This is a genomic window from Neobacillus rhizosphaerae (assembly GCF_937468385.1).
Lineage (GTDB): Bacteria > Bacillota > Bacilli > Bacillales > Cytobacillaceae > Neobacillus > Neobacillus rhizosphaerae.
Genome location: NZ_CALBWS010000003.1, coordinates 23539 through 43950 on the forward strand (window position 1 = coordinate 23539; position 20412 = coordinate 43950).

Below are 20412 nucleotides of genomic sequence, written 5' to 3' on the forward strand. Positions count from 1 at the left end.
CCCCAATCTCTCAGTTGAATTTTTATAAAGTTGTTCCTATTTTTCTACAAAATTACTATAATAAGGAGAATAATAAAAAGTACATACATAAGCTACTAAAATAAGAGGTGTCAGAATGAATGTAAAGCAATTTATTAAGATGCATCGTGACGAATGGAAAGAGCTTGAGCAGTTGATGGTAGCATTTAGTAAGCGCAGAAATGGCATTACTGGTGATAATATCACTCTATTTAATCGACTCTATCAAAAAGCAGCCCAGAATCTTTCCTATAGTCAAACCTATTTCCCAACAGATGAAGTGACTCACTATTTGAACGGTCTTGTTTCTAAATCACATAACCTTATGTACAAAGATCAAGTATCAAGTTTCAAACAAATTCGTTATTTTTTCAGTACAAAATTTATTGGCTTGTTCTTAGAGCAATGGAAGTTTGTATTGATTGCGTTGATTTTATTTACCATCGGTGCCATAGGAAGCTTTCTTTCAGTATTGAATGATCCACTCCATATTTATTCGATTCTTCCAGCGGAAATGGCTCAAAGCGTCGCCCCTGAACAACTAGGAAGCCACGATGGATCGATTGATTCCGCCCTGATGTCCGCTAGTATTATGACAAACAACATCAAGGTCGCAATATTAGCCTTTGCCGGCGGTGTTACATTTGGGCTCTTGACCGTCTATTTGCTCATCTCTAATGGCATCCTCGTCGGAGCCCTTGCAGCTCTTTATTGGCATCACGGCAAATCCTATGATTTTTGGGCGTATATTGTCCCCCATGGAATGATTGAGCTTACAGCTATTTTTATTGCCGGCGGAGCCGGACTGTTAATGGGCTATAAACTCTTTGTTCCAGGACAATACACAAGAGGCTATCAATTAAAACAACAAGCGAAGCGTTCCGTGCAGCTCCTCCTCGGGACTATTCCATTGTTTATCATTGCAGGAATCATTGAAGGCTTCATCACACCTGCTGCTATCTCTTTAGAAGCCAAGTATCTCGTTGCTTTCTTAACCGTAATTGGTTTAATCCTTTATGTTGTGATTGGAAGGCTAAAGCTTATGAAAACACGTACTACAAGAGATTCTGGTTCATAATGTCGATATAATGGGAAACGGCAGCTATCGCCAGTTTTTCCTCACGGGCCTCGATCATTTGGAGGCCTTGTTTTTCCCATTTAATCTTTTCCCGTTTCTTTAAGAGGATTTGCTGCTGGGCGATACTTTTCACCATCGCTGACTGTACATCCAGTGGCTCTTCTTTTGTTCTCTTTATGAGTGTCTTATCCTCAATCCCAATCATTAAAAATAAATGTCGTTGTCTAAGGCGCTTTAAATAGGCGAGTGCGCTTTCTTCATGAAGAAAGGTCCTTACGTCACTGAATAATAAAAGTAGACTTCGTTTCTTTTGTACCATTTCTAAATATTGCAGAACGGCCGCATAATTAGACTCAGCGGCATCCACGTTAAGATGATAGGTAGCATGGAGAATCGTCTGTAAATGAGCCATTCCTTTAGCTGGTGGGACAAAGACTTTTATTTCCTTAGAAAAAGCAAGGACAGAAACATAATCGCCATTTTTTAGTGCCGCTGCTGTTACGGTCAGGGCCGCTTCTAACGCTTTTTCTAAACGATTCCCTTTCGTCAATTCTGCTCCCATCATTCTCCCGCAATCAATTAAAATGGTAATATACTTCCCGTGTTCCGGCTCATAATCATTCGTCATCACTTCTTGCAGCTTCGCGGTTTGGCGCCAGTTAATCTTTCGCGGATCATCACCTACGACATAACTTCTAATCTTTGAAAAATCTCCTACACCATTGCGCTGTCTGCGAATTTTCAACCCTTCGTACACTAGAAATTTTTGCGCATTTTCTAGATACTGCTTTGTCTCAGTTAAATCAGGAATAACTTTTACTGATTCCATTAATTCAACTGTCTTTTGCTTTTCCCATAACCCCAATAAACTTGAATAACGAAAATAAAGCTTTTTTATTTCGTAATTTCCTCTTACCAATGCAATCGTCTCATAGGTTATCTCTGTTGTTGATTCCTTCTCTGCCACTCCAAATACAGGAAATGATGTTTCAAATGTTTGTGGCAGACCATCAATTAAACGGAAAGAAAAAGAATGCTGTGATTGATTATTAATTTCAAGCTGCACTGGATAGGTAATCCCTCTTTCCAGCTCTGCCGAAAAAGTCCGTTTAATGGAAAGCTGCTTTTTATTCGGTGAAAGGAGTAGGTCAACCAAACTAATTAAAAATACGATGATATTGACTGTGATGACGTTTCTCCATGAGATTCCCCAACCCATTCCACTTAATAAAACAAGAGAAATAAAAAGGTATAGAAGCAATAAGCGTTTTGTTGGTAAAACCCCTCTATCTCGGAACAGGAACCGACCCCACAAGTTCTTCAATAATTTGGTCAACGGTTGCTCCCTCCAATTCTACATGCGGGGATAACTGAATACGATGTCTTAATGCCGGTTTTGCGACCATTTTGATATCATCCGGCGTCACATAGTTCCGGCCTGCTAGATACGCCCATGCTTGAGCCGCTTTCCCAATGGAGATTCCTGCTCTTGTACTTGCCCCAAAGCGAATGGATTCCGAATCACGCGTTTTCCTGACAATCTGCATCATATAATTTAAAACACTTTCCCCAACTGTAACGCTTTCAATCTCTTTTCTAATCGATATAAAAGTGTCCATATCGAGAATAGCTGAACCATAATTTTCGTCAAAGCTAGATTCAATCACTCGCTTTAAGACATTTTTTTCTTCGTCAAACGATGGAAAATCAATAAGCAGCTTAAAAAGAAAACGATCCTGTTGCGCTTCTGGCAGTGGATATGTACCTTCAAATTCAATTGGGTTTTGCGTCGCCACTACGAAAAATACCTCTGGTAACGGATATGTTTCACCTTGGATGGTGACTTGCTTTTCTTCCATTGCCTCAAGCAGAGCTGCTTGTGTTTTTGCGGGTGTGCGGTTTATTTCATCAGCTAAGAGAATATTGGTGAAAATTGGTCCTTTTAGTGTTTGAAAGGTGCTTTCCTTCATATTATAAATCGTGCTTCCTGTAATATCACTTGGAAGCAGGTCCGGCGTAAACTGAATACGGTTAAAGTCTCCACCCAATAGATTGGCAAGCGTTCGCACCATTTGCGTTTTGCCTGTACCCGGCACACCTTCAAGCAAGACATGGCCCCCTGATAGAATGGCTGATAATAGCAGTCTTAAATTTATATTTTGACCGAGGATCCGCTGTTCATATTTTTCCAAAAAGGATGTTATTTCTGTTTTCATCCTTCCTCCACCTCTTTCCGTAAACTCTCTAGTTTTTTCGACCATAATACGTATTCCTGTTTACTTATTTTTCCTTTTTTAAGAATGGTGACCAATTCGCTTAAAAAAGACTTAATCTCTCTTGAGGGCATTTGCGTCCACTTTTTTTCAAAATTACTAGAAAGATCCTTCCATTCCCTACTGTATGGAATTTGCCATCGTTCTTGTAATAGCAGCTTAACATAATCAGCTTGGATCAGTAATGAATCATGATATCGCTTGCCTCGAAGGTACCAGGCAGCAATAGCTTGAATTCCCTCATCACTAAACCGAACTGACTCTTCCCGTGGAATGTAAATAGGTCCAAAACGCTTTCCTTTTAACCAAAGCCAAAGAAGTGTCAGCAGGATTCCTTGCAGAACCAGAAGTAAAAACCACTTCGGGTAAACCGTCATAATCGATGATGCGTTCTGACTGCCATGCGTATACTCATCAAACAAAACCGTCCGTGCTTTACCTTCTTTAATAAGATTTAAAACAAGTGGTAAATGATCGTCATCTAACAAATTGTCATTTGTCATCCACTCGGGAGTAATCGTCACAAGCAACTGCCCGTTGCCAATAGGCCGTTTTAGTGCGACGGTTCCTCCATCATCATGAAGGAGAATCGTATCTTTCTTGTTTGTCAGCAAGCGGATGGGAGAGCTTATTTCTGCTTTATACGTCTCTTGATTTTGGCTATAAACCTTTAAGCCTTTATCGGGTGTTAGCTGTTGATCATCGGGACTGGTTTCTAATTCAAACATCCCTTTAGGATTGGTTTTGAATAATAGAATCGTATTCCCAGCCTTCATAAAATCCTGATAGGCTTCCATTTCTTCTCTTTCAGGAATAAAAAATGGTTCGATCATAATAAGCACTTTTGGTTCGCCTCGTTTTGGCAGGTTCGTTGGTGCAGGAGTCCAGCTTTTCACATTTACTTCCTTTTTTAAATATGTATACAATGCCTTTACACCTGTGGGAGAAGGTGATTCAGACACATAGTTGGGGTAGGACTTTGGCTTTTGCGAAAAGGCAAAGGAACTGATTAGTATAAACAAGATGAGAAGAACAGTCAGCCAAATCCATCCCTGTCTCGCTGAATTTAGATTCTTCAAGTGCTCTCCCCCAACCTCTCAAGTGTTTGCTCATGTTCCCCAAGCATTTTTCTTACTTCCGTTTGAAACTGAAGACATTCGTCTTTTTGGACTTTACGCTCTCCATATGTCACTTCATCAAAAAAAGCAGCGAGATCATAAAATTGGACGGCCCATTGTTGATTTACTTTCCGAAGTTCCTCATAGTAATCCCAATTTGTTTTCCAAATTCTTGCCTCGAGCCAATTCTTTTCATGAAAATAAAGGAGCAAGGCTAAAAACAGATGGCGGGTGGAAAGCGTGTACTCTGTTAAGTCTTCTTGTTTTTTAGCTTCAATTAAATGCCTTTGGTATGACCAATTGATTTCTTTCTTGGATTGAAGCGGTTTTTTATTACGCAGCATTTTATTCCTACTGATAGTAGGCATCATAAAAAGGGCGGCCATGGTCAAAAGGATAATTACCACGATTATAATAGCAATAAGAATCGGCCCAGATGCACTACTGGCCGATTCGAAGGAAGGAAATAACTTCAATAACTGCTCTGCAATCCATTGTTTGGCTTTTTCCCACAGGGCTTCCATCAAACCCTTTGTATTGTTGTGGTAAATCTGATATTCTCGTGTTTCTAAAATGTCTTTGAGCTCTTCCCGTGCTTTGTTAGCATCAAGCATAATCATCACCTAACTTATTTAGGTTATTTATTATATTGTTTTTGTGTTGTAATCCTCTATCATTTCTTTTAAATCATCTGCATCATGTCTTGTTTTTAAATCAAGATACATAACAGCATAGCCCACTGAGAAAATCATCGTCGTAAATAAAGTTGCGATGTTTACAATCAGTGTTAACAGTACACTATTACCTAAAAAGGAACCAAAGGTCATTTCGATTGCAAAACTTATACTTGAAATAATCAAATAAAAAATGATATAAAGCCCCATCAGCGCCCATGTTCGTTTTCGTGAAAGACGCCAGCTTCTTCCTAATCCAGGTGATTCCTTATCGAGCACGACAGAACCAAAATAAAAGCTCCAGCGGGTTAATAAGAGCCCAATTCCTACAGCAAAGCCTAAAAATAGAAGAATTGCCCCGAGAACACCTAAAATCGGATTCACCATATAGCCAAATACTGCTGTAAGAGTAACCATGACGATAGGGAAAATGATAATCCAAAACGTGATAAACCCGAATAATAAATTGCTTCCAATCATCGGCCAAAATCGAGAAAAAGCTTGTTTGATCACAGACCCAACTGTATATGCTTCATTTTTTCGAAGGTGATCGATTGCAAATAGAATGGCTGCCTTCGCAATCAGTGCCAAAACAACACTAACCAAGCCTACTATTATTGTTCCTATGTCAACGCCAAAGTCGCTGGAATCAAACGTCCCTGTGTCTAAAAAACTCGAAAGATTTTGCTCAATCCAAGTATTACCTTTGCCAACTTCCCTAAAAAAGCTTGTACCGGAAAATAACTGTAAAATAGCTTCAAGCAGAAAGACGGGTCCCATAAAAATGAGTAAAATTAAGAAAAAATCCTTAAAGCGATTTTTACTTAAACTAAACGTATGATCCAGTATTTCCCCAAATCCCTTTGGTTTGTTAAACTTTGTATCCAATGCATAATCCCCCTAGAAAAAAATGATGATAATAAGACATATTTTAACATGATTCTTCCATCCATAGAGAAGAATATTGCAAAAAATTAGTAAATCCACTTAAAAACAGGTAATATTTACTTTTTTATACATAAATAAGAAAAGCGCAAGCTTCCTTTGCGCGGCGTATGGACTGGAGCTCTTTGACTGAGATAAAGGAAACACGGAGAGCGATAGCGATCCGATGCTGACTTATCGTAGGGAAAAGGGCGAAGTACACTAGCCGCTGGGCGCTGGAGCTGGACAATTCTCAAAGTCGAAAATTTTATACTTTCTTATCTTTTGAAATAAGCACATGCGCCCGTTTAGTAGATTAACTAATTTTCAAGTTATCCACAACATTGAATTTTATTATTCCTAAACAATAACAAAGGTAGGTCAATGTTGGACCTACCTCAATCTTGCTTATATGGTTACATCCTTACCAATAGCCATTAATCGCTTATTTACCTCTTCTTCGCTTAATCCATGCTCAGAAATGTAACGGTTCCGAGGATGAACTCTACATTCATGAGAACAACTTCGTAAATATTTATTTTCGTTATCCTCTGAGCAAAGAATTTTTTTATTACACTCCGGATTTGCACAATTCACATATCGTTCACATGGCTCACCAGAAAAATAATCTCTCCCAACAATCACGTTCTCTTTTCGATTAACGGGTACACTGATGCGCTCATCAAAAACATAGAGTTGTCCATCCCATAAATCCCCTTGCACTTCAGGGTCTTTGCCATACGTGACAATCCCACCATCTAACTGTGATACATCTTCAAAGCCCTCTTTCAGCAGCCAACCTGAAAATTTTTCACAACGAATTCCGCCGGTACAATAGGTAAGAATCTTTTTCCCTTCGAATGTCTTCTTATTTTCTCTTATCCAATCAGGCAAGTCGCGGAAATTCGTTATATCTGGTCGAACCGCCCCTCTAAAATGTCCTAAATCGAATTCATAATCATTTCGAGCATCGATAACAACCGTGTCTTCTCTTTGCATTTCCTCAAAGAATTCCTTTGGCTTTAAATGCTTACCCGTTTGCCTATTCGGATTGACATCATCTTCCAAACGCAAAGTAACAAGTTCAGGCCTAAAACGGACCCGCATTTTCTTAAAAGCATGCTCGGATGCATCATCTATTTTAAAAATCGTTCCAGCAAAAAGAGGATGCTCCTCCATGTATTTCATATAAGAGTCCGTCTGTTCGATGGTGCCTGACACCGTCCCATTTATTCCTTCTGCGGCAATAATGATTCGTCCTTTTAAACCCAAATCAGTACAGAATTGAAGGTGTTCTTTTGCCAACTCTTCTGGATTCTCTATGACGACATATTTATAATACAATAACACTCTATATTCTTGATTCATGATAAACATCTTACTCCTCTTAATTAAAGATTAACTTAACTACTATATCAAAGATTCGACTTTCTACACAAATTTTATAAAATATTGGGATCTAGCTTGCCCCAACTAAGCGGTTGATATTACCAACTCCTCTTCATTACTTTTTCTGATACAATTTTTATTAGGAAGAAAATTGAGGAGGGATCCTGCAAATGAATAAACGTTATCTCCTCCTAGCAATGGTAATTGTCATAACCTTCATTGGAGGAATATTAACTGGAGTTTTATACTCTACTACCAATACACAAAAAAATGATACAAAATCTATCAATATAGAAAATGTACCTAAATCAGCAATAAAGCCCGAAGAAAAACCATTACCAGAAATAGAAAAAGCACAATCAAAAGCCCTTATCGGTTATGTTCAGGATTTCCGTGATCCAAATGTTATAGATTATGCCAAACTAACACATGTCATTTTCTCCTTTGCTCATCCGACAAAGGAGGGCGGCCTTTTGCTTAATGGCGATCCTGCTTTAAATAACTTAAGGGCGATTGTTTCAAATGCAAAAAAATATCATACAAAGGTAATCCTTGGTGTTGGCGGCTGGTTTCACATCAAGGGCGGTGAATCCTATCCTTATTTTAAAGCGGCGATTTCAGACCCTGTATCCCGGACAAAACTCGTTCATGAGCTTTCTAGTTTTGTAGACCGTGAGAAATTAGATGGAATTGATATCGACTTTGAACACCCTCACTCTGCGGAAGATGCCGCGAATCTAGCTGCTTTCACAATGGAGTTAAGCAATCAACTGCATCCAAAAAACAAAGAATTGTCTATTGCCGTTTATGCAGGAATTCATGCTGTTACTTTGACCGAAACTGGATTTGTCAAATATGAGCCATCGATGTTTCAATATGTTGACCATGTCAATATCATGGCCTATGACGGTCAGTGGGATGATGGCTACCATGCCGCTAATTTATCTCCATATCCCTACACTGAGAAAATTGTAAACTATTGGGCGAATTATTTTGAGACGAACCGTCTTTCAAAAGAGAAGCTCGTTTTGGGAGTTCCATTTTATGCCCAGCCGGAGAATCCAAAAATAAAACAGGTTTCTTATGAAGCGATCATAAACACTAATCCTGCAAATGCCTCTAGTGATACGGTAAAAATGAATGGTACGACCTATTATTATAATGGAGATGCAACGATGAAAAAGAAAACTAAACTGGCACTTGATCACGGCTTTGGCGGGATGATGCTATGGGAAGTGGGTCTTGATGCACACGGACCGAACAGTTTAACGGGGACTATTTTTGATGTATTGAAAAATACTAGCAAAGACCAGGTAAAATACTATGCCATAAAGAAAAATCAGTAAAAAAGGCTGTCCACTCAAATTAGAGTGGACAGCCTTTTTTTACTTGTAAGGTCAATCTAAAATGGTGCTTGTCAATAAATTGTAATAAATTATGGCATTTGTCGAAGATTTTTCCAAAGTTTTTGAAGGATATTGTCGTAAAAAAGCGAATGAAGTATAAGTGTTAAAAAAAGGAGGAAATCAAATGAAGAAAATATTAACCGTATTATGTGGAGGCTTAATCGCTTTAACTTTATTTGTGACAACAGGGAATACTGTAAAGGCAGCGGAACAAACGAACCCAGCAGAAGTTAACGATCCTGATGATTGCGCTTGCCATGACGTAACAAAAATTTTAGGTGCTGAAAGGAATAAAACTGTTTCTAATTTAATAAGCAGTAACCAGTTTAAACAAGTCGAGAAGGATCTTAAAAAAGATGGACTTAAATGGAATGGCGCAAATTCCATCGAAGTAATTAAATTTAATGCTACTGGCCAAATTTTAGTAGGTGTACCTTTTTCAAATGAACAAGGCACTGTAGAAATGTACATTTTTATTAATGGAGTTTTAGTTGGACATAATCCAATGTAGATAACAATAAATAAAATCCTTTCCAGCCATTTTATATGTGGGGGAAGGATTTTTTTATTATATCTCCGACTGGTTATTACTAACCGATCTGTTCCTCATTATTTTCTGTATTTAGTAACATTCTTTTATTTGGTATTTGTGTTAAGTATGATTTTTTTAGAAGATAGGATAAATGTTCAATTGGCATCGAACCGTGACCCTTCCCCTCTCCGAGTGTAAACTGTACCGTAATTCCGTTATTAGCGATCACCGTAAGCGATTCAGCAGAGTTAAAATTACATTGATTTCCTTGAGAAATTTGATATTTAGTTCCTTCTTCAATCGGCATTATGCCCCTCCTTTGATGATATTCTCTCTATCAGTATGCCATCAAGCAAAATATACATACATAATTTTTCCAATTTAAGCCCCTGAAGATTTCAAAATGAACAAAAAAAAGAGAGGTTCACCCCCTCCTGAATCAACCAATCATTCGTTCTCATCCATCATTTCATCAAATGCAGCGGATACTTTATCGAATTCATCATCACTTTCAATTGCTGAAAAATCACCTTCTTCGTCAACCTTTAAAAAGAAGATATCGATATCATCTTCCGTTTCTTGTTTGATGTCCTCTGCGAATCCGACGGCAACATACTCTGAACCCTCAATATTCATTACTCCAAGTACTTCAACTTCCTGTTCTACATCATTTTCATCGCTTATCGTAAAGATTTCGCCTACTTCAATTTTTGTCATAGCAAAAATCCCCCTCAATTATTTATTATCTTTCTTCAAACAGTATCTCTTAAAAAAGGAAAATAATCCATAGACTTTCTATTTTATCATTATTAAAGCCACATAATTTTCATAAATCTCTTATAATAAGTGTAAAAAGTATTTAAAGGAGATTTTTTCTATGAATCAAAAACAGTTAGAAGAAAAGATTGTCGAAAACTATAAAGGTGAGGAGAAAATGATGATTCTTATCTTTGCTCAGTGGTGCGTAAACCATGACCTTGACCCAGAAATGTTATATTTAAAGGCTTATCCAAGTCAGTCAGCTAACCCTTCCTTAAGAGAAGCAATCGAGTTAACGGTATCAAAAGAAGAAGCAGGAGATGTTGCCGATGACACCTTACTAGGTGTTTTATCGTTGTTTGGTAACGATGACCTTGCATTTGTAGTTACTGAAGAAATACAAAAAATGAAATAAGCATTATCTTGTTGTAAAAGACACCACACTTTCCATCATATTTGCCCCAAAAATGAGCTGCCTATTTTAGGCAGCTAATTTTTCGGAATTCTATTTATTTTTTATGTCAAGGCTTCCCTTAGAATAATCCCTAAGGTGATCCCAATAAACATCGATGTTAAGGTACCAAGAAGAAAATATTCCGCCCAATCCCGATCATCCATTTGTTTAAACCTGGCAATCGATTTTGCTGCGACGATAAACCCAATCGCAGGATAAGCATGATAAAAGGTTAATACTAACACTAGCAGTCTCTCAATATAGCCAATTAACTTTCCACGCGAAAGATCTTGTTTGCTAAAGATCGGATAATGATATTCCTCGGTTATTCCACTTTTGTTGATGAAATGCTCTTCTTGCCGATTGTTTTTAAAGGAATATTTTCCTTCAAAGGATAAAAGTTGATTTGGCATGGACCCTAAAAGAATTCTTATCATATGTCCACTCACACTAGTTGTCAAAATGACAATGATAATGGTAAACAAAACAGCATTGATCGGACTTAATTTTTGGCCCTCGAGAAATATTCCCACTGTTCCGGCAATATTCGTTCCCAGAAATATACGCCCAACTAGTATGATGGTAACAAGATGCAGACATTGATCTAAAATAAAAAAACTAAGACGTTTTAAACCTTCTTCTTGATGAATTTTTATTGTATCTAGTAGCTTAATTTTTAAAAAATCGATTATGTAATGGGAGAGAACGATAAAAGCCAAAGGAAAAATAATATGACTAACAAGATGGAACTGTTTATGATCAATTAGTTCGAAGCCTGTAAACACTATTGTATTAACAATAACATGGTGAAGTATATGCTTTTTGATGTTTTTCCGCTTCTCGATGACCATCTCATCAGTTTGTAAATAAAAATCTGCAAATAAATGAGCAAGAATTAAACTTAAAATAAGCATGTTTTTTTCCTCTCTTTTGAGGTTTTAGATACTATGCAGTGTATTGATATTTTCCTTCAAGTGACTTCTGATGGAATCGAGGAGAATGCCACTAGCTTCATTAGGATTAACCCTCAAAGTGTGATAGGTCTTCTTCTCCAAGGAATTAAGTGTTTTCATAATTTCAGTAAAAGTATGAAGAATTTCTTCGCATTTTCCTTTTTTATAATGACTTGAAATAGTTGGAGGAGTTTTGCCAAGAAATTCTCCAACTGCTTTTTGTTGTTGTAAGATTAGGTAGGATGAACATACGAGCTCCTGGATTTTGGTTTGCTCTTTTATTAACGTGTGTTGAATATATAGTAATGTATTAAGTAAAGTCTCGAATTCATTTCTAAATTGATTGTATAAAAAAGGATTATCGGGATTACCCGAATAAAATTGGTCAAGTTCGAATTTAAAGAGCGGTCTTTTTTGATCCTGCTTTAATAAATCGTTTGCATACCGCGCCTGCTTAATCAATGGATGGATCCATTTCTCAATATCTATATCATGTAAATGCTTATCAATATCTCCAAAAGACAAACCAAAATAAGGGTTATGATTTCGATATTTCCAAATTCTACTTACAAAAAAAGCAAGGATATAAGCCGTTGAGTAGCCGCTGCCAACAAAAATAATTTCATCCCCTGCCCGATGCTTGATATGAATCGGTTTAAGCTTTTCTGTCCAAATGGTGTTCCAGGTCACCAGCTCGTCTAAATAATTAGCTAGCTCATCCCCTATTCCATCCGATGAAGAATTGCTAACATCTAAAATAAAAATTGAGATTGGATAACTCATTTTTTAACATCCTTCTTATATAAAGTTCGACTATTTAATCTAATTCTATATAAGTTAGATTAAATAGTCAAACTTTCGGTTAATTTGATTAATAGGCAAAACAATTCCAACTTATTTTATATAACAGAATAATTCCGCCATTCCAGGGGAAGAAGTGTATGATAAGGCATTTTTAAAAAACGATCATCAACTAGAACGATTGTTCCATAGTCCTGATCCGATCGAATCAATCTCCCTCCTGCCTGCAACACCTTATTCATCCCGGGGTAAATATAGGCATAATCATACCCATTTCTTCCTTTTTGTTGAAAATGTTCCTTAATGAGATTTCGCTCAAAACAAAGCTGAGGCAATCCCACTCCGACGACAACAACCCCATTTAACCGATCACCCTTTAAATCAATCCCCTCGGAAAAGATTCCCCCGAGGACAGCAAAACCAAGCAAATGTTCCGTTTGATTTGGCTTAAATGCCTCCAAGAATTCTTCTCTATCCGCTTCTGTCATCCCGGCTGCTTGAATAAGTGTTTTCGTTTCCGTCTCCTTTTGTTTAAACTGTTCAAATACTGAAAGCAAATACTGATAAGACGGAAAAAAGATGAGATAATTCTCAGGGCGGTTGTTAATTAAAGATAATAACAGGTTAACTATCGCTTCTATCGACCTTTCTCGGTCGCGATAACGGGTAGACAAAGGCTTGATATAGACATCAACTTGATCCTGTGAAAAAGGCGATGGAATCGACATCCTATAATCCTCTGGTCCACCTCCAAGGATATCCTGATAATAAGAAAGAGGTGAAAGAGTTGCCGAAAAGAATACCTTTGAGCGATAACCCTTTCCCATTTGTTTAAGTAGTTTGGAAGGGTCGATGCAAAAAAGCTTCATGAGAATATCATTTTTATGTTTCTCAGCGTAGATAACATAATGTTCATCAAGCAGTTCCACTATTTTCAAGAAATTAACAACCTTAAAGTAAGTCTCTAAAAGGCTTGGGAACGTCCCTGTCTGGAGAACTTTTTCTGCCTCTTCGATAAATTGGACGAGCAGCCGTTTTAATACCTCGTCAAACTGCTCTAAAACAACCTCTTGTTTGTCTGCATATTCTTTTTTCAAAGAAATAAACCATGAATTCAGCTTATTAGCTCCATCATATATTGTTTTGTATTCTCCCTTAAACTCCTTTTTCAATTGCAGAAATGTCTCTTTAGTTATTGATGCTGAATACATCTCTCGGCCGCGGTCAACGAGATTATGTGCCTCATCTACCAATAACGCCGTGGATTTCTTTTGCTCCTCAAAAATTCGTTTTAGCGACACTCGTGGGTCAAAAATATAATTATAGTCACAAATGACAGCATCGACGGTATAAGCAAGGTCAATGGAAAATTCAAAAGGGCAGACATTATGTTTTCGTGCATAGTTTTCAATGACTTCGCGGGTCAGACTGTTTTCGTTCGCCAATATATGAAGGATCGCACCATTGATTCGGTCATAATAGCCATTGGCAAATTCACAATAATCCTTCTGACAAATAGTTTCTTCTTTAAAACAGACCTTGTCTTTGGCGGTAATCGTAATGAACTTCATACTTAAACCGTAAGCTTGCATCCTTGTGAATGCCTCTTCCGCAGTCGTTCGTGTAATCGTTTTGGCAGTAAGATAAAAAATGCGATTGAGGATACCTTCGCCGATGGCTTTTACTGCCGGAAAGAGCGTGGAAATGGTTTTACCAATTCCAGTCGGTGCCATCACAAATAGATTTTTTTCAGTTGAAATCGTCTTATAAACAGCTCCTGCTAAATTTCGTTGTCCTGTCCGAAAAGATTCAAATGGGAAAGATAACGCTTTTATACTTTCATTCCGTTTGATCTTGTGCTCGTGCAGGATTTTTGCATATGGGGCGTAACCTGTAATCAAATCGAAAACAAAAGCTTCTAATTCTCTGAGAGTAAAGCTCATGCTAAAATATCTTTTCTCTTCTGTCTCAATGTGGACATAGGTCAATTGAACAGTGATTTCCTGTAATTGATGATCCTTCGCATACATGTAGGCATACATTTTCGCTTGCGCCCAGTGCACAGGATAACCTTCACCTTCCATTTGTTCAGTGGAGTGAGAGAATGACTTGATTTCATCGATGGTCACTGCTCCATCCAGAAATAACAGACCGTCGCATCTACCATCAATAATGAATATAAGTCCTTCAAAGGGAATCTCTGCACGAAGGTAGACCTCTTTTTGATCGCCTTCTTGATAGGATTTCTGTATTTTTTGATGGATTCTTGTTCCATCTAATAGCGTCGCTTGCGAGCGGAAACGGGAATCAATACTGCCACTGCGGAAGACATGCTCTACGAGAGTTCTTACCGAAATCTGAACTTCATTTTCCACTCAATCACCAACTTAATAACGTCTCTACGAAGAATATATGTTCGCCTATTAATAATAACAGAAATTTATTTCTTACAGAACCATTAACCCCGAATTTGTCCTTTTCCCCAAACCAGTGCCTTCGTTGTCGTAATCGCTTTCAGTCCCATCGGACCCCGGGCATGTAGTTTTTGTGTACTGATGCCAATTTCCGCGCCATAGCCGAACTGTTCCCCGTCCGTAAATCGTGTAGACGCATTATGGTACACGACCGCAGCGTCGATAGACTTGAAAAACAAACCGACATTTTCCCCCTCTTCACTAATGATTGCTTCAGAATGTTTTGTTCCATAGAGGTCAATATGGTCAATTGCTTTCTTTACATCACTCACGAGCTTAACAGCTAAGATGGGAGCTAAAAATTCGGCATGCCAATCTTCGTTTGTTGCTTGTTTAATAAACGAATAGGAAGATGCTAGTTCTTCGTCTCCTCGCAATTCAACTCCTTTTTCATGAAGTGAATTCAATAGCTCAGTTACATAAGGCCATTTTTCATGAATAAGCACTGTTTCCGCTGCATTACAAACAGAAGGCCGTTGTAGCTTGGCATTAATCACGATTTCAATCGCCATATCTTTTTGTGCCGTTTCATCAACGAACACATGGCAGTTACCAACACCAGTTTCTAAAACCGGAACAGTGGCATTTTGGATGACGGATTGAATCAAGCCAGCTCCGCCACGTGGAATAAGGACGTCTAGGAATTGGTTCAATTTAAACATTTCTACCGCTGTTTCGCGGCTTGTATCCTCCAAAAGTTGAACAGCATCCGCTGGCATTGCTGTACCTGCAAGTGCCTCTCGCATGACATGTACAAGTGCTTTATTGGAATGTATCGCCGAAGAACTACCTCTCAGAAGAACAGCATTTCCAGCTTTTAAACAAAGACTACCGGCATCAACGGTAACATTCGGACGAGCTTCGTAAACCATTCCAACCACCCCAAGCGGGACGCGAATCGTTTCGATGCGCAAACCATTTGGCCGCTCCCATGCTTCGATTGTTTCACCAATAGGATCCTCCAAATCAATCAATTGACGAACCCCATCGACAATCTGTTCCAATCTCTCTTCTGATAAAAGCAAACGATCCAAAAGGGATGCTGAAAGTCCTTTTTCTTTTCCTACTTCAATATCCCTGGCGTTTTCACTTAGGATCCATTCTTTCATCGTCAATAAATGATCAGCCATCATCGATAAGGATTTGTTTTTTTCAGCGGTTGACAGCATCCCCATGCGTTTCGCTGCTTGACTTAATTTACTGGCTTTTATTAGTAACTCACTCATTCTTACACTCACTCCTTTGGTAGCGTGACCCAATTATCACGATGAATCACTTCTGCTTTTTTGTTTATGGAATAACATTGCGATTGTTCACTTGGTAAGCCCTTTACCATTAATAAATCCTTAGCGGAATAGTAAATCTGTCCTTTTCCGACGGTTTTCCCATTTTGGTTTCTTACCACCACGACATCTAGTGCATTAAACTCGCCAATGACATTCGTTACTCCTACCGGCAGTAAACTTTTACCATGGAATAGAATCGCATTTTCAGCCCCTTCGTCGATTTCAATTATCCCGCTGACTTGAGAGTGATAGGCAATCCATTGCTTTCTCATTTGCATCTGGGTATGGAATGGACCGCCAATATAGGTGCCATCCCCTTTTCCGGCTAATATATCGACCAGTTTTTCCTTACCTATTCCAGTGCCGACAAAGACGCTAACACCAAGCGATAATGCCTTTTTTGCTGCCAATAGCTTCGATTTCATACCACCCGTGCCAACGGAAGTACCACTTTCCCCTGCAACAGCAAGTAGGTTTTCTGAAACCTCAGGAATAAAATGATATTTTTTTACCTTTTTAGAAATTTTCGGATTTCCATCATAAAGCCCATTAATATCCGTTAAAATTATTAACGCATTTGCATGCAGAAACCCACTCACAAGTGCTGACAGCAAATCATTGTCTCCAAACGTCAATTCATCAATTGCCACCGAATCATTTTCATTAATAATCGGTACAACAGCCCGTTGCAGCAGCTCTTGAATCGTATTAAATAGGTTATGAAACCGGACCTGGCTATAAAAGTCTTCACGGGTTAATAATATTTGGGCAGGAACAATCTCAAACTCGTTAAATAGTTGAATATAATTTTGCATCAAAAGACCTTGCCCGACTGCTGCGGCTGCCTGTTTCCCTGCTACATTTTTGGGACGCGTTGAATACCCGAGTGAACCAAATCCAGCTGCAACAGCACCGGATGAAATCAGTATGACTTCATGCCCTTGTGCTTTTAAAGTAGCAATCGCCGCAACATGATCTCGCATTTTCTCTACTGAAATGGTCCCAGAGGCATTTGTAAGCGAGCTGCTCCCAATCTTCACAACCACGAGCTGTTTTTTCATATCCATTCGAACCTTTCTATTAATAAAAATAAAAAAACGATCCTTCTGTCCTTAAAAAGGACGGAAAAATCGTTTCCGCGGTACCACCTTAATTGATGCAGAGCACAGCGCTCGCATCCACTTAGACCTGTAACGAGGGGTAACGGCTTATGTTTGCATAAGCAGCGTATGAGGGCAGGTTCAATCTTTTTTCTGTGAGAAACCTTGCAGCCTGTGGGTTTCATTCTCTAACACATTCCAAAAATTTACTAATCCCATACTGTTTTCGATTTTCGATTTATTTGATTATCCTTAGAAAACATGGAAAAGTCAATAGAATTTTTAGAAAATATACTATTAACAAAAAGAGCCAACCGGTATTTTCTCGATTGGATGGGTTGATTTTCCAAAAACAGGACAAAAGGAATAAAAAAGAGCTGAAATGGCGAAGAAACCTGGCAATTCTTACTCTTTCATTAAAAATTGATCTAATAAATTTTCTGATACCTTCGACGAGTCAAGTCTTGCTGCGATAAAAGGCGGTCGTACTCTCTTCGCTCCTTCTAAAGGTAATCCCAGCCAGAAAAGCTGTTGGTCAATCATAATAAAAGGAAACGATAGGCTTTTGTCTAGCCAATCATCTGGTTGAAGCTCCAGCCATTCTTCCAAGGATATAACAGTTAACTTTATTTCTTTTTTTCGGTTGATTAGTTTCTCCTTCCATTGCTCCGAAAGAACGGTTTGCACTGGTAATGAGACCACAATAGATGACTTCGCGCCCGCTATATCCTGAAAGACTTTTTCCAATTTAAGTCCATGCATCCAATGCAATCTTGGATGCTGATTCCTAATCCATTTTCCAATTTCCTCTGTATCAACTGCTTGCTGATGCCTCTCTTGATGCTCCACAAGCTGTCTAAGTGTTTTTCCCTTGTAAACATGACGGCGAATAAACGCTTGATTGCTGACATTAATGAACTTGCCTTTTGTTCTTGAAATGGCAACATTGATTAATCGCTCACTATCATTGCCTGTTAAAAGCACACCAGCACGGCTTTGCGGCTCACCGTCGACGGTATCGAAAATCATCACATCCCGCTCACTTCCTTGAAATCTGTGAACAGTTGCAGCGATAATATCTGCTGTTGAAAGTTCTTTTTCATATAAATCCCCAAGTAACAGCTCCATCAAATTCGCTTGGGCACGGTATGGTGTTACATAACCAATAGAGTTTGCACCACCTAAATATGATTCGTGAATTAACTGAAATGACAGTAATAGCTGCCATAGATTCATTCGCGAATTGGATGTCCGTTCATTTATACAATGTGCTCCCGTATAGCTGGTATCTAAAAGGATGGATGCCCGCCCAGGGAACGGCCTCTTTTCAACGATGTTATTCCTACTTTTCCATACACTTTCATGATCACCAACAAGCGATTGATAGATGTTTTGATTGGTGAAGGAGGAAATATCCGGGTGCATCCTCCGCTGTTCTTTTAATAAAAATAAATGCGGATGGAGATTGCCATCTTTAACCCAATCAACAACACCTGCTCGGTGAAAAATGTCTTCCTTCAGCCACTTCGTTACTAAAGAATCTCTAGATGAGGCAATCGGTGGCAATTGCTTAAAATCGCCGCAAATAATCACGCGTTTTCCAAGTGTAGCCGCAAAAGCAGCCTGGGGAACATAGGCCATGCTTGCTTCATCAAGAATGACAACATCAAATTCCTTTTCATAAATTGCGGTATCGCTCGCTGCCTTCGCCAGTGTCGTCCCGACTACATAGGCATCCTTCACAAACTGAATTTCCTGATGACGAATCTTTTCGAGCATTCTAGCAATTTTCATCTCCAGTTCCAACAATTGATCCGTGTCCCTTTTACTAAAAGAACGAGCCAAATCCTGCTTAAGTTTCCGTCTTTCTTCGATCAACCGCTCCTTGTCGTCAGCAAGCTGTGGATCTTGTTTTTGGAGAAGCTGGCTGGTGGTAATCGCTTCGTGATTTACAAGCAGATCTCCAGTATTGAAGCCGTACCGCAGCAAGTCGCCGATTCGGAAACGATTTTTCTTTTTCATAAAGTCAGAAACTTCTCCTATCAGGACATCAACCGCTTGGTTACTATGTGATAAAATCAAGACACGCTTTTCTTGAAAATATTTATTAGCCGCCACCCTTGCGAGTGTATGCGTTTTTCCCGTTCCAGGGGGCCCCCAGACAAATGTAATTGGATTGTATTTTGAACGCAGGACTACCTCATGAACATTACTTTTTACTTTTTCCACGGGATGCTTGGCTGGCATTGATGGATCCATCAATTTTTTAACTCGTAATCGCTTCTGTTTATTTTTCTTTATTTCATCAAGACGTTGAATAAGCTGTTCAAGCAGTTCCCAGGGATCGTGAAAAAGATATGCCTCAGGTATTAAGTCACCAAGGGATTGCTCCAAAGAAAGTATCACACCTTTTCCTTCTGAAGATAGTATCCGGCCACCTTGTTTCATTCCACCCCACTCAAGTCTAATCGTTGAACCAACTGGAATCCGCAATGAATAGGCGGTATCAAAATAGTAGGTAAATGAATCTCCCTTTGAGAGTAGCCTTCCATTTAGAACAATGTATTTGTTGCTACCATATTTTTTTAAATGGATAATTTCATTTTGTAGTGCTTGCTGCCATTCTTTAATATATGCTACTGTAGTTGTCATTCATCTCTTCCTTTTAAAATAGAAAAGTCCAACCTGTGATAGATTGAACGCATGAAAACTACTATAGCATGTGATGATTAATATTCCAAATTGATAGATTCAAAAAAGCACTCAATGTAATTACCAGTGAGTGCTTGAGCAAATAAATGAACCTAGAAAAATTAAATCGACACATCTCCGATGGAGAAGGTGCAATTCAAAGCATCAGAAATTTTTGCTAACGTGGAAACTTGAATATCAAGCTCGCCTTCTTCAATCGCAGCGATTGTCTCTGCATGTAGACCAGATAAAAAAGCCAATTTTTCTATTTCAAGTTCACGGTTTAATCGTATTTTCTTTAATTGATGTCCAATATTGTTCATTCAAAACACCCCTCATTCATGTAAGCGATTACATTTTGGTAATATAATTATAGTGAAATGTCTAAAAATTTTCAATACTTTTTAGACTAAGAGGAAAAGAGATTTGAGTATTTCACATAGCAGTAAATCCTATATGAAATACTCAAAAATCATCTTGAA

Annotated in this window: 19 protein-coding genes; 4 read left to right on the top strand and 15 right to left on the bottom strand. The window is 38.5% G+C overall.

Annotation, left to right across the window (positions count from 1 at the left end; all coding sequences use genetic code 11):
- The first annotated feature begins 115 nt into the window (after positions 1–115).
- Positions 116–1096 (top strand): stage II sporulation protein M, encoded by a 981-nt coding sequence (locus M5A78_RS04280; protein ID WP_248734044.1) that lies wholly within the window; start codon positions 116–118, stop codon positions 1094–1096.
- Here the strand turns inward: M5A78_RS04280 and M5A78_RS04285 are convergent.
- From M5A78_RS04285 to trhO, 6 genes are all read right to left on the bottom strand, one after another.
- Complete coding sequence (locus M5A78_RS04285; protein WP_248734045.1) at positions 1074–2432, bottom strand: DUF58 domain-containing protein; 1359 nt, start codon at positions 2430–2432, stop codon at positions 1074–1076. The genes M5A78_RS04280 and M5A78_RS04285 overlap by 23 nt on opposite strands.
- Complete coding sequence (locus M5A78_RS04290; RefSeq protein ID WP_248734046.1) at positions 2383–3312, bottom strand: AAA family ATPase; 930 nt, start codon at positions 3310–3312, stop codon at positions 2383–2385. Before M5A78_RS04290 ends, M5A78_RS04285 begins: the two co-directional genes overlap by 50 nt.
- Entirely contained in the window at positions 3309–4448 is a 1140-nt protein-coding gene (locus tag M5A78_RS04295; protein ID WP_248734047.1) for a DUF4350 domain-containing protein, read from the bottom strand. Before M5A78_RS04295 ends, M5A78_RS04290 begins: the two co-directional genes overlap by 4 nt.
- On the bottom strand, positions 4445–5101 hold the full coding sequence (locus M5A78_RS04300; protein WP_248734048.1) for a DUF4129 domain-containing protein: 657 nt from the start codon (positions 5099–5101) through the stop codon (positions 4445–4447). Before M5A78_RS04300 ends, M5A78_RS04295 begins: the two co-directional genes overlap by 4 nt.
- A gap of 30 nt (positions 5102–5131) precedes the next feature.
- On the bottom strand, positions 5132–6049 hold the full coding sequence (locus M5A78_RS04305) for a hypothetical protein (protein WP_248734049.1): 918 nt from the start codon (positions 6047–6049) through the stop codon (positions 5132–5134).
- Positions 6050–6493: 444 nt separating this feature from the next.
- Entirely contained in the window at positions 6494–7453 is a 960-nt protein-coding gene (trhO, locus tag M5A78_RS04310; protein ID WP_248734050.1) for an oxygen-dependent tRNA uridine(34) hydroxylase TrhO, read from the bottom strand.
- Positions 7454–7644: 191 nt separating this feature from the next.
- Between trhO and M5A78_RS04315 the strand changes: the two genes are divergently transcribed.
- A complete protein-coding gene (locus tag M5A78_RS04315; RefSeq protein ID WP_248734051.1) occupies positions 7645–8820 on the top strand; it encodes a glycosyl hydrolase family 18 protein in 1176 nt (391 codons plus the stop codon).
- A 184-nt stretch (positions 8821–9004) separates the two neighbouring features.
- Entirely contained in the window at positions 9005–9391 is a 387-nt protein-coding gene (locus M5A78_RS04320; RefSeq protein ID WP_248734052.1) for a hypothetical protein, read from the top strand.
- Between the two features lie 79 nt (positions 9392–9470).
- On the opposite strand, the gene M5A78_RS04325 is transcribed toward M5A78_RS04320, so the two are convergent.
- Complete coding sequence (locus M5A78_RS04325) at positions 9471–9719, bottom strand: hypothetical protein (RefSeq protein WP_248734053.1); 249 nt, start codon at positions 9717–9719, stop codon at positions 9471–9473.
- Between the two features lie 140 nt (positions 9720–9859).
- The gene (locus M5A78_RS04330; protein WP_248734054.1) at positions 9860–10129 is read right to left on the bottom strand and encodes a DUF1292 domain-containing protein; all 270 of its coding nucleotides are present in this window, start codon (positions 10127–10129) and stop codon (positions 9860–9862) included.
- Between the two features lie 160 nt (positions 10130–10289).
- Here M5A78_RS04330 and M5A78_RS04335 point away from each other — a divergent pair, with 160 nt between their 5' ends.
- A complete protein-coding gene (locus M5A78_RS04335) occupies positions 10290–10586 on the top strand; it encodes a hypothetical protein (protein ID WP_248734055.1) in 297 nt (98 codons plus the stop codon).
- A 101-nt stretch (positions 10587–10687) separates the two neighbouring features.
- On the opposite strand, the gene M5A78_RS04340 is transcribed toward M5A78_RS04335, so the two are convergent.
- The 7 genes from M5A78_RS04340 to M5A78_RS04370 form a co-directional block, all read right to left on the bottom strand.
- Positions 10688–11539 carry a DUF3307 domain-containing protein gene (locus M5A78_RS04340; RefSeq protein ID WP_248734056.1) on the bottom strand — a complete coding sequence of 284 codons (852 nt, stop codon included), beginning with the start codon at positions 11537–11539 and terminating at the stop codon, positions 10688–10690.
- A gap of 24 nt (positions 11540–11563) precedes the next feature.
- Positions 11564–12361, bottom strand: a complete 798-nt coding sequence (locus M5A78_RS04345; protein WP_248734057.1) for a hypothetical protein — start codon at positions 12359–12361, stop codon at positions 11564–11566.
- 116 nt (positions 12362–12477) lie between these two features.
- Positions 12478–14754 carry an ATP-dependent DNA helicase gene (locus M5A78_RS04350; RefSeq protein WP_248734058.1) on the bottom strand — a complete coding sequence of 759 codons (2277 nt, stop codon included), beginning with the start codon at positions 14752–14754 and terminating at the stop codon, positions 12478–12480.
- Positions 14755–14837: 83 nt separating this feature from the next.
- Positions 14838–16079 carry a glutamate-5-semialdehyde dehydrogenase gene (locus tag M5A78_RS04355; protein ID WP_248734059.1) on the bottom strand — a complete coding sequence of 414 codons (1242 nt, stop codon included), beginning with the start codon at positions 16077–16079 and terminating at the stop codon, positions 14838–14840.
- 8 nt (positions 16080–16087) lie between these two features.
- A complete protein-coding gene (gene proB, locus M5A78_RS04360; RefSeq protein WP_248734210.1) occupies positions 16088–17200 on the bottom strand; it encodes a glutamate 5-kinase in 1113 nt (370 codons plus the stop codon).
- Between the two features lie 444 nt (positions 17201–17644).
- Positions 17645–19891: an AAA domain-containing protein gene (locus M5A78_RS04365; RefSeq protein ID WP_248734060.1), complete on the bottom strand. Its 2247-nt coding sequence runs from the start codon at positions 19889–19891 to the stop codon at positions 17645–17647.
- Positions 19892–20052: 161 nt separating this feature from the next.
- Positions 20053–20253 carry a helix-turn-helix domain-containing protein gene (locus tag M5A78_RS04370; protein WP_248734061.1) on the bottom strand — a complete coding sequence of 67 codons (201 nt, stop codon included), beginning with the start codon at positions 20251–20253 and terminating at the stop codon, positions 20053–20055.
- Positions 20254–20412 lie beyond the last annotated feature (159 nt).

Excerpts from the sequence above, each read along its gene's own strand:
- proB (WP_248734210.1), bottom strand. The coding sequence starts at position 17,200 with ATGAAAAAACAGCTCGTGGTTGTGAAGATTGGGAGCAGCTCGCTTACA.
- trhO (WP_248734050.1), bottom strand. The coding sequence starts at position 7,453 with ATGAATCAAGAATATAGAGTGTTATTGTATTATAAATATGTCGTCATA.
- M5A78_RS04325 (WP_248734053.1), bottom strand. The coding sequence starts at position 9,719 with ATGCCGATTGAAGAAGGAACTAAATATCAAATTTCTCAAGGAAATCAA.
- M5A78_RS04330 (WP_248734054.1), bottom strand. The coding sequence starts at position 10,129 with ATGACAAAAATTGAAGTAGGCGAAATCTTTACGATAAGCGATGAAAAT.
- M5A78_RS04320 (WP_248734052.1), top strand. The coding sequence starts at position 9,005 with ATGAAGAAAATATTAACCGTATTATGTGGAGGCTTAATCGCTTTAACT.
- M5A78_RS04290 (WP_248734046.1), bottom strand. The coding sequence starts at position 3,312 with ATGAAAACAGAAATAACATCCTTTTTGGAAAAATATGAACAGCGGATC.
- M5A78_RS04335 (WP_248734055.1), top strand. The coding sequence starts at position 10,290 with ATGAATCAAAAACAGTTAGAAGAAAAGATTGTCGAAAACTATAAAGGT.
- M5A78_RS04340 (WP_248734056.1), bottom strand. The coding sequence starts at position 11,539 with ATGCTTATTTTAAGTTTAATTCTTGCTCATTTATTTGCAGATTTTTAT.
- M5A78_RS04345 (WP_248734057.1), bottom strand. The coding sequence starts at position 12,361 with ATGAGTTATCCAATCTCAATTTTTATTTTAGATGTTAGCAATTCTTCA.
- M5A78_RS04355 (WP_248734059.1), bottom strand. The coding sequence starts at position 16,079 with ATGAGTGAGTTACTAATAAAAGCCAGTAAATTAAGTCAAGCAGCGAAA.
- M5A78_RS04365 (WP_248734060.1), bottom strand. The coding sequence starts at position 19,891 with ATGACAACTACAGTAGCATATATTAAAGAATGGCAGCAAGCACTACAA.
- M5A78_RS04315 (WP_248734051.1), top strand. The coding sequence starts at position 7,645 with ATGAATAAACGTTATCTCCTCCTAGCAATGGTAATTGTCATAACCTTC.
- M5A78_RS04370 (WP_248734061.1), bottom strand. The coding sequence starts at position 20,253 with ATGAACAATATTGGACATCAATTAAAGAAAATACGATTAAACCGTGAA.
- M5A78_RS04280 (WP_248734044.1), top strand. The coding sequence starts at position 116 with ATGAATGTAAAGCAATTTATTAAGATGCATCGTGACGAATGGAAAGAG.
- M5A78_RS04300 (WP_248734048.1), bottom strand. The coding sequence starts at position 5,101 with ATGCTTGATGCTAACAAAGCACGGGAAGAGCTCAAAGACATTTTAGAA.